Source organism: Streptomyces sp. 8L (assembly GCF_020176795.1).
Classification (GTDB): Bacteria; Actinomycetota; Actinomycetes; order Streptomycetales; family Streptomycetaceae; genus Streptomyces.
On sequence record NZ_JAIUKE010000498.1, the window covers coordinates 1 to 8,243 of the forward strand.

11 protein-coding genes are annotated in these 8,243 nt (G+C 71.5%); 2 read left to right on the forward strand and 9 right to left on the reverse strand.

Going from position 1 to position 8,243, the window contains the following annotated elements; translation table 11 throughout:
• Positions 1 to 145: 145 nt before the first annotated feature.
• From LCE31_RS32395 to LCE31_RS32425, 7 genes are all read right to left on the reverse strand, one after another.
• Positions 146 to 1,033, reverse strand: a complete 888-nt coding sequence (locus LCE31_RS32395) for an aldo/keto reductase (protein WP_225020782.1) — start codon at positions 1,031 to 1,033, stop codon at positions 146 to 148.
• Between the two features lie 37 nt (positions 1,034 to 1,070).
• On the reverse strand, positions 1,071 to 1,241 hold the full coding sequence (locus LCE31_RS32400) for a hypothetical protein (protein ID WP_225020784.1): 171 nt from the start codon (positions 1,239 to 1,241) through the stop codon (positions 1,071 to 1,073).
• 24 nt (positions 1,242 to 1,265) lie between these two features.
• Positions 1,266 to 1,727 (reverse strand): aldo/keto reductase, encoded by a 462-nt coding sequence (locus LCE31_RS32405; protein WP_225020786.1) that lies wholly within the window; start codon positions 1,725 to 1,727, stop codon positions 1,266 to 1,268.
• Positions 1,652 to 2,083, reverse strand: a complete 432-nt coding sequence (locus LCE31_RS32410; protein WP_225020788.1) for a (R)-mandelonitrile lyase — start codon at positions 2,081 to 2,083, stop codon at positions 1,652 to 1,654. Before LCE31_RS32410 ends, LCE31_RS32405 begins: the two co-directional genes overlap by 76 nt.
• Before the next feature lie 34 nt (positions 2,084 to 2,117).
• Positions 2,118 to 3,137: a zinc-dependent alcohol dehydrogenase family protein gene (locus tag LCE31_RS32415; protein WP_225020791.1), complete on the reverse strand. Its 1,020-nt coding sequence runs from the start codon at positions 3,135 to 3,137 to the stop codon at positions 2,118 to 2,120.
• A gap of 91 nt (positions 3,138 to 3,228) precedes the next feature.
• Positions 3,229 to 3,684, reverse strand: coding sequence for a MerR family transcriptional regulator (locus LCE31_RS32420; protein WP_225020793.1), 456 nt, complete (start codon positions 3,682 to 3,684; stop codon positions 3,229 to 3,231).
• A gap of 76 nt (positions 3,685 to 3,760) precedes the next feature.
• A complete protein-coding gene (locus tag LCE31_RS32425; protein WP_225020795.1) occupies positions 3,761 to 4,021 on the reverse strand; it encodes a hypothetical protein in 261 nt (86 codons plus the stop codon).
• A gap of 347 nt (positions 4,022 to 4,368) precedes the next feature.
• Between LCE31_RS32425 and LCE31_RS32430 the strand changes: the two genes are divergently transcribed.
• Entirely contained in the window at positions 4,369 to 5,226 is an 858-nt protein-coding gene (locus LCE31_RS32430) for a fumarylacetoacetate hydrolase family protein (protein WP_225020797.1), read from the forward strand.
• Positions 5,227 to 5,367: 141 nt separating this feature from the next.
• On the opposite strand, the gene LCE31_RS32435 is transcribed toward LCE31_RS32430, so the two are convergent.
• Together LCE31_RS32435 and LCE31_RS32440 are read right to left on the reverse strand one after the other, a co-directional pair.
• Positions 5,368 to 5,883 (reverse strand): heme-degrading domain-containing protein, encoded by a 516-nt coding sequence (locus LCE31_RS32435; protein ID WP_225020800.1) that lies wholly within the window; start codon positions 5,881 to 5,883, stop codon positions 5,368 to 5,370.
• On the reverse strand, positions 5,880 to 6,992 hold the full coding sequence (locus tag LCE31_RS32440) for a Gfo/Idh/MocA family oxidoreductase (protein ID WP_225020802.1): 1,113 nt from the start codon (positions 6,990 to 6,992) through the stop codon (positions 5,880 to 5,882). The genes LCE31_RS32435 and LCE31_RS32440 overlap by 4 nt, the downstream gene beginning before the upstream one ends.
• 66 nt (positions 6,993 to 7,058) lie before the next feature.
• On the opposite strand from LCE31_RS32440, the gene LCE31_RS32445 reads away from it, so the two are divergent.
• Positions 7,059 to 8,243, forward strand: a 1,185-nt coding sequence (locus LCE31_RS32445) for an ROK family transcriptional regulator (RefSeq protein ID WP_225020805.1), incomplete at its 3' end; no start/stop codon positions are given.

Below are 8,243 nucleotides of genomic sequence, written 5' to 3' on the forward strand. Positions count from 1 at the left end.
GTGCCGGGCCGGGGGCCGGGCCCTTGGCCTCGTAGGGCAGGGCGGGGTCACCGACCAGGGGTGGCGGAGGCGTACCACGCCCGAGCGGTGGGATGTCACGTCGCGGCAGGCCCACAGCGGTGTCGGAGTCCTGGTCGGCCGGCGTCTACGCCTCGGGCACCGCGATGTCCCTCGTGGAAGGGTCCGTCTCGTCGGGGTCGGGGCCGCCGCGGCGTCCGGTGTCGAGCGCGTCGAGGCGGGCCAGGTCGGCGTCGCTGAGCTGGAAGTCGAAGACGGCGAGGTTCTCGGCGATGCGGCTGGGGTTGGTCGACTTCGGGATCGCGGAGCGTCCCTGCTGGATGTGCCAGCGCAACATGATCTGTGCGGGGGTCTTGTCCAGCGTGGCTGCGATGTCCTGGACCGTGCTGTCGGCCAGGACGCTCTTCCGGTCGTCGCCGTATCCGGGGTAGAAGGTGATGCCGCCGATGGGGGACCACGCCTGGGTGAGGACGCCGCGCGAGGTGTTCGCGGCCTGGGCGGCCGGTTGGGTGAAGTAGGGGTGCAGCTCGATCTGGTTGACGGCAGGAACGACCGTGGCGCTCTGCATGAGGGCGTCGAGGTGGTGGGGCATGAAGTTGCTGACGCCGATCGCCCGGACGCGGCCGTCTTCGAGCAGTTTTTCCAGTGCGCGATACGCTTCGCGGGTGCGTTCGAAGTGCTGCGGCATCGGCTGGTGCAGGATGAGCAGGTCGATCGTCTCGACGCCGAGTTTGGCGGCGCTCTTGTCGAACGCGTGCAGGGTCTGGTCGTAGCCGTAGTCGGAGACCCAGACCTTGGTTTCGAGGAAGACCTCGTCGCGGTCGAGTCCCGAGCGGCGCACGCCTTCGCCGACGCCGCGCTCGTTGTTGTAGGCGGCGGCGGTGTCGATGTGCCGGTAGCCGGTCTTCAGGGCGGTCTCGACCGCGGTGGCGGTCTGCTCGGGTGGTGTCTGGAACACGCCGTAGCCGATCGCCGGCAGCGTGACTTGATTGTTGAGTGTCAGTGCGTCTGACATGGTGTCTCCTTGCGTCTTGGCCGGACGGTGGCCGTGGTCAGGTGAGCCTCATGGCGTTGACGAGGTCGACGCTGCCGGCGTCACGGTGGTCGAAGGCGGGGCCGGTCCTGCCGTCGAGGCCGGCGATACGCGTCATCTCCTTCTCGGCGAGCCGCAAGTCGAAGACGGCGAGGTTCTCGCGCGTCCGCTCCGGCTTGGTGGACTTCAACCACCGGCACGACCTGGCGCCGCGTCAGCCGGCGCAGCCGGCACGTGCCGAGCCCTGCTGGTAGGCGGCTTCCAGGGCGCGCCACGTGCCGCAGTAGTCGCCGTAGGGCTGGTGAATCAGGCACAGGTCGAGGCCGAGCCTGCTGAGCGAGGTCTCGAACGCGCGCCCGGCAGGCCGTCGCCGGCGTCCTGGAGATCCACAGCTTCGTCGTGATGCACAGCTCATCGCGCGAGATGCCGCGGCCGGGGACGGCGCGCGGCCGACGGCCTCCTCGTTCTGGCGGACCGCCGCGGTGTCGATCGAGCGGTAGCCGGTTTCCAGCGCCCGGGTGAGGGCGCGTTCGGTGTCCTGCGGCGAGATCTGGAAGACGCGGAAGCCGAGCAGGGGTATCTCGACGCCGTTGTTCAGGGCTACGTGAGGGACCGTGCTGATGGCCGTGCTCCTTGCGCCATGGCGTATTCGTCGCCGGTGACATGGTCGAGCCATGTCACGACCTGGCCGCTGTCGTCTGCTTCCTGCATGGCGACGTGCGCCATGAACCGGTCGGCGGTGGCGCCGTGCCAGTGCTCCTCGCCCGGTTCGATGTAGACGACGTCGCCGGGCCGGATCTCCTGGACGCCGCCGGCCCGGGTGGCCACCAGGCCGATGCCGTCGGTCACATACAGCGTCTGGCCCTTGGGGTGGTGGTGCCAGGCGGTGCGGGCGCCGGGCGTGAACCGCACGTGCGCGCAGCCGACGGCGCTCTGCTCGTCGGGGTCGCGGATGCCGTCGACGTAGACGGTTCCGGTGAAGGTGGACGCCGGACCGGTCGCGGTCCGGCCGTTGCTCTGGGTGTACTTCATCCTCGTCCTTGTCGCGTGCGTGGGCGGGCCGGTCTCAGACCGTCAGCAGCACCTTGACGGCGCGGCGCTCGTCCATGGCCCGGTAGCCCTCGGCCGCCTGGTCGAGCGGGAGCGTGAGATCGAAGACCTTGCCCGGGTCGATCGTGCGGTCCCAGATGAGCTTGATCAGCTCGGGCAGGTACTGGCGGACCGGTGCCGGACCTCCGTGCAGGTGGATGCCAGTGCCGAACAACAGCTCCCCGGGGATGTTGACGTCGTGGGAGACGCCGACGAAACCGACGTGGCCGCCCGGGCGCGCCGAGTGGATCGCCTGCATCATGGCCTCCTGGGTGCCGACCGCCTCGATGACGCCATGCGCGCCCAGGCCCCCGGTCATCTCCTTGATCCTCGCGGCGCCCTCGTCGCCGCGCTCTTCGACGATGTCGGTGGCGCCGAACTCGCGGGCCAGCTTCTGCCGGTCGGCGTGCCGGCTGAAGGCGATGACGCGCTCCGCACCCAGTTGACGGGCGGCCAGGACGCCGAGCAGGCCGACGGCGCCGTCACCGACGACCGCGACCGTCTTGCCGGGGCCGGCCTGTGCGGCCTCCGCGGCGAACCAGCCGGTGCCCAGGACGTCGGAGGCGGCCAGCAGCGACGGGATGAGGCCGTCGTCCGGCCGGCCCGGTGTGGCGACCAGCGTGCCGTCGGCGAGCGGGATGCGCGCGAACTGCGACTGCGTACCGATCGACCCCATGACCGTGCGGTGGACGCAGTGGGACTGGTAGCCGGCCCGGCAGATCTCGCAGGTGTTGTCCGACGCCCAGAACGAGCCGACGACGAAGTCACCCGGCCCGACGGTCCGCACGTCCGCGCCGACGGCCTCGACCACACCGACATACTCGTGGCCCATCACCTGGTGGTCGACCTCCTGCACGCCGCGATACGGCCACAGATCGGACCCGCAGATGCAGGTGGCGGCCACCCGGATCACAGCGTCCGTCGGCTCGACGATCTCCGGGTCGGGGCGGTCCTCCACGGCGATCTCGCCGGGCTTGGTCATCACTACCTGACGCATGAGAAAACTCCGTCTCCTTGTCGTTGTGCTTTCGGGCACTACGGATCAGCGGCCCACGCAACGGAGGTCCGCCCCCCGCGAGCCGGACCCTCTATCTGGCCGGCCTGAGCTGCTTGACCAGCGACCGGGCCTCGTCTGCGAGTCGCTCCGCCTCGGTGTCGTCGCCGACGGACGCGGCACGCCAGTAGTCGATCTTGAGCTTGACGTATTTGCGCCGGAGCCTGATCAGCCGAGCCTCTTCGGCCAGCCGTTCGGCACGCTCGGCAAGCAACGCGATCTGCTGTTCCGCGGCGGCCGGGCCGAGCCGGCCGTTCTTCACGTAGTGCCGCATGTCATCGACGGACATACCAGTCGCCGCCAGGCACGCGACCCCGATCAGCAGGTTCATGTCGGCGTCCGTATAGACACGGTGCTTGCTGCTCTCGCCGCGGGCGACCGGCGCGATCACGCCGATCGACTCGTAATAGCGCAGGGTGCTGGCAGGAAGGCCCGTGAGCGCTGCGGCTTCCTTGATCGTGTACGTTCGCTCGCCGATATCCGCTGTCACTCCATCGACAGTAAAAACTTCAAGCGCTCGAAGTCAAAGAGACCACTGACCTGCGAGCATGCAGACCAATTACGTCCTACTGCATTGTCTCCGCAGCTGGCTCACCCGGCATGTCGGGTTCTGCGTCCAGGAGCTCGTCGATGAGGCGGGCCGGCTTCGGCGGCAGGACGACCGGGTGGCGGCTGATCGTCAGGTAGGTGTGGTCGGCGTCGCTGCGAAGCCGGTCGGTGGTGAGGGCGACGATGCGGGTAAGAACGGGCGTACGGCGGCTGCGTGGTGGGCGGGGAGCCGGGCTGTGGCGCGGGCGGACCGGTTGATCGGCAGGGCGAGTTCTCATCGCGGACCGGCAGGGCGCCGGTGCTGATCAGAAGGCCGCGTATGGAGGCCGTGGCCCGGCCCTGGGGCAGGTCGTCCAGTGCCGCACGGTGCATGGCACCGGGGCTGAACCACCAAGCGCCCCCAGCACCCGTGCGGCGCGGCTGCGCAGCCAGACCAGGGCGGCCGTGATCGCCTCTCCAGGAGCCGGCGCTTCAGGAGAGGGGACGCGGTGTCACAAGCGACCGCGTGGTGAGACATGGCCTTGCGCAAAGATCCGATGTATTGGAAGGATTGACCGGTTCCCGGGGCGGCCGCATCCGCCGGCGGGACCAGGCTGGGCCAGCTCGATCAGAGGAGTCACGAACGATGAAGCTGCTGCGTGTCGGTACGGCGGGTGCGGAGCGCCCCGCGCTGCTGGACGAGGACGGTACGACCCTGCGGGACCTGTCGGGTCTCGTTGCTGACATCGACGGCGCGCTCCTCGCCGACGACGCCGCCCTGGAGCAGATCAGGACCGCCGCTGTCGCCGGCGACCTGCCGGTGATCGCGGGCGGTGAGCGGGTCGGCGCGCCCCTGACCGGCATAGGGAAGATCGTCTGCATCGGGCTCAACTACCACGACCACGCGCGTGAGACGAACGCGCAGGCGCCGTCCGAGCCGATCATCTTCTTCAAGGCGCCTGACACAGTGGTCGGACCTGACGACACCGTGCTCATCCCGCGCAAGAGCGTGAAGACCGACTGGGAGGTCGAACTCGCCGTCGTCATCGGGCGCACCGCGCGCTACGTGGAGTCGGCGGAGGCCGCGCTCGCGCACGTCGGCGCGTACGCCATCTCCAACGACGTGTCAGAGCGCGAGTTCCAGATCGAGCGCGGCGGCCAGTGGGACAAGGGCAAGAACTGCGAGACCTTCAACCCCCTCGGCCCCTGGCTCGTCACACCGGACGAGGTGCCCGACCCGCAGGCGCTGGCCATGAGGCTCAGCGTCAACGGCGAGACCAAGCAGGACGGCACGACCGCCGACATGATCTTCCCCGTCGCGGAGATCGTGCGGTACGTCAGCCAGTTCATGACGCTCTACCCCGGTGACGTCATCAACACGGGCACGCCCGCCGGCGTCGCGCTCGGTCAGCCCGAGCCGAAGCCGTACCTGCGCTCGGGCGACGTCGTGGAGCTGGCGATCGAGGGCCTCGGCACGCAGCGCCAGCAGTTCAAGGACGCCTGAGATCCGCTGAGATGCGGACCCCGGGCGGGCCGTCCGGCAAGGGCGGCCCACCCGGGCGTTCAGCGTCCCGGGCGTTGTCTGGGCGTTCAGCGTCCGGGCAGCGTCCGGGCGTTCAGCGTTCGGAGCGCGGAGCCCCGGTGCTCAGAGCTCCGCGCGGAGGGTCTTCAGGGCCTCCACCACCAGCGCGTGGTCCTCGGCCTGCGGCAGACCCGAGACGGTCACCGTGGCGACCGCACCCGCGCCGGCGCCCTCGATGAACACGGGCACGGCGCCGCCGTGCGCGGCGTACCGGGCCGGGTCCAGGCGCGAGGACTCCTCGAACGTCTGGCCCTTGGCCCGGAAACGAGCGCCGACCAGCAGCGACGCCGCGCCGTAGCGCTCGGCCACCCGCCGCTTGCGGTCGATCCAGCCGTGGTTGTCCGCGCTGGAGCCGGGCAGCGCGGAGTGGAACAGCTGCTGGGCGCCCGAGTGGATGTCGATCGCCACCGGGGCGCGCCGCGCGCGGGCCAGCTCCACCAGCAGGGAGCCGAGCCGCCACGCCTCGTCGTACCCGAACCGGGGGAGGACCAGGCCCTGCGCCTGCTCCTCCAGCTCGGCCACTCCGGGGAGTTCCCGCGGGCCCGGCGCCGCGCCCGCGTTGCTATCGGTCCCGCTCATGAGGCCTCTCCCCGCTGCTCGGTTCCCAGCCGTACGGTGACGCCCTCGCGCGCCGCGCGGCGCGCGGCCTCCAGGACGTCGAGCGTGGCAGCGGCCTGGTCGCCGGTGACCAGCGGCGCGGTGTGCTCGCGCAGGGCGCGGCAGATGGACGCGTAGTAGGCCGGGTAGTCGCCGGGCAGGGTCGGTACGGGCGTACCGCCACCGGTCAGCGGGGACTCGCCGGCGCCGAGCCTGCCCCAGCGCGCCTCGGGCTCCATGCCCCACGGCCGGTCACCCGCGCCGGGGCGCCTGCCCTCGCGCAGATCGGCCTCCTGCGGGTCGAGGCCGTACTTCACATAGCCCGCCTTCGACCCGAGGACGCGGAAGCGCGGCCCGAGCTGTGCGGTGGTGGCGCTGACGTAGAGGTGCGAGCGGACGCCGCCGAGGTGCGTCAGGGCGAAGAACGTGTCGTCGTCCGCCTCGGCTCCGGGACGGCGTACGTCGGACTCGGCGTACACCTGCGTCACCGGACCGAACAGGGTGAGCGCCTGGTCCACGACATGGCTGCCCAGGTCGTACAGCAGTCCGCCGATCTCCTCCGGCGCGCCCGACTCCCGCCAGCCGCCCTTGGGCCGCGGGCGCCACCGCTCGAAACGCGACTCGAAGCGCTGCACCTCGCCGAGTTCGCCGGCCTCGATCAGCCCCTTGAGGGTGAGGTAGTCGTTGTCCCAGCGGCGGTTCTGGAAGACGGAGAGCAGCAGTCCGCGCTCCCGGGCCAGCGAGGCGAGCGCCCTGGCCTCGGCGGCCGTGCCGGCGATCGGCTTGTCCACGACGACGGGCAGGCCGGATTCGAGGGCGGCGGTGGCCAGAGGTACGTGGGTCTTGTTCGGCGAAGCGATGACGACGAGGTCCAGCTCGTCCGCCCGCTTCCACAGCTCCTCGGGGGAGGCGGCGAAGCGTACGGCGGGGAACTCGGCGGCGGCCTGCGCGCGGCGCTCCTCGCTGGAGGTGACCACCGTGTCGAGGGTGAGGCCCTCGGTGGCGGCGATCAGGGGGGCGTGGAAGACGGAGCCCGCGAGGCCGTACCCCACGAGTCCCACCTTGAGGGTCCGGTTGCCTGTGGCAGTCATGCCGTCCACTTAAGCAACGCTGTTGCCAAAGTGCAAGAGCGGGAGACAATGGCGGTGATGAACGGCATGCCTCCCACACCCCCCGCGACCTCCGCGCACCCGGCGAACGACGGCGCGGCAGGCGCCAACCTGCCGGTGCTGCGCGGGCACAACACGGCCCTCGTCCTCGACCTGCTGCGTACGGCGGGCGAGGACGGCATCAGCCGGCTGGAACTCGCGGAGCGCACCGGCCTCACCCCGCAGGCCGTCAGCAAGATCACGGCCAGGCTGCGGGCGGACGGCCTGGCGGAGGAGGCCGGATTCCGCGCCTCCACGGGCGGCAAACCGCGCACGGTCCTGCGGCTGGTGCCGGCCGCGGCGCACGCGGTGGGGCTGCACCTGGACCGCGACGAGATGACGGCGGTGCTGGTGGACCTCGCGGGGCGCGTGGTGGCGGTCCGCACCGGGCCCCTCGACCTGGGGGCGCCCCCGGAGACGGTCCTCGACGCGGCCGTCGGAGAGATCCGCGCCGTGTGCCGTGCCGCTGGTTCCGACGGGGGTTTCGGCAGGCGTCCCGACGGGCTTTTCGACAGCCGTCCCGATGAGGGTTCCGGCGTACGTTCCGACGGGGGGTCCGACGCGCGTTCCGGCGTACGTTCCGACGGGGGTTCCGGCAGCCGTCCCGACTCGCGTTCCCCGGTACGCGCCGGCGGCGGTGATGCCGGGGCGGAACCGCTCGGTGTCGGAGTGGCCATGCCCGGCCCGCTCGACCACACCACGGGCAGGCCGCTGCGGGTGACCGGGTTCCCGCACTGGGACGGGTACCCGCTGCGCGACGCGCTCGCCGGGCGGCTGGGGCTGCCCGTCGCGCTCGACAAGGACACCAACGCGGCGGCGCTCGGGCTGGCGGCCCGGGGCGGCGCGGCCGGCGACTCGTTCGCGTATCTGCACCTCGGTACGGGGCTCGGCGCCGGGCTCGTGCTGAACGGTGCGCTGCACCGGGGTGCGCGGACCGGCGCGGGGGAGTTCGGCCACCAGGTCGTCCAGCTCGGCGGGCCGTCGTGCGACTGCGGCTACCGGGGCTGTCTGGAGGCGATATGCCGGGCCGCCGGCGCACGCGGCGACCTCGGCACCGCCGCGGGGGTGCTCGGGGAGGGGGCGGCGAACCTGGTCGCCCTGCTGGACATCGACCGCGTGGTCCTCGGCGGGCGTACGGTCGCGGCACACCGGGAGCGCTTCGTGGCGGGGGTGGCCCGGGTGCTGGGGGAGCGG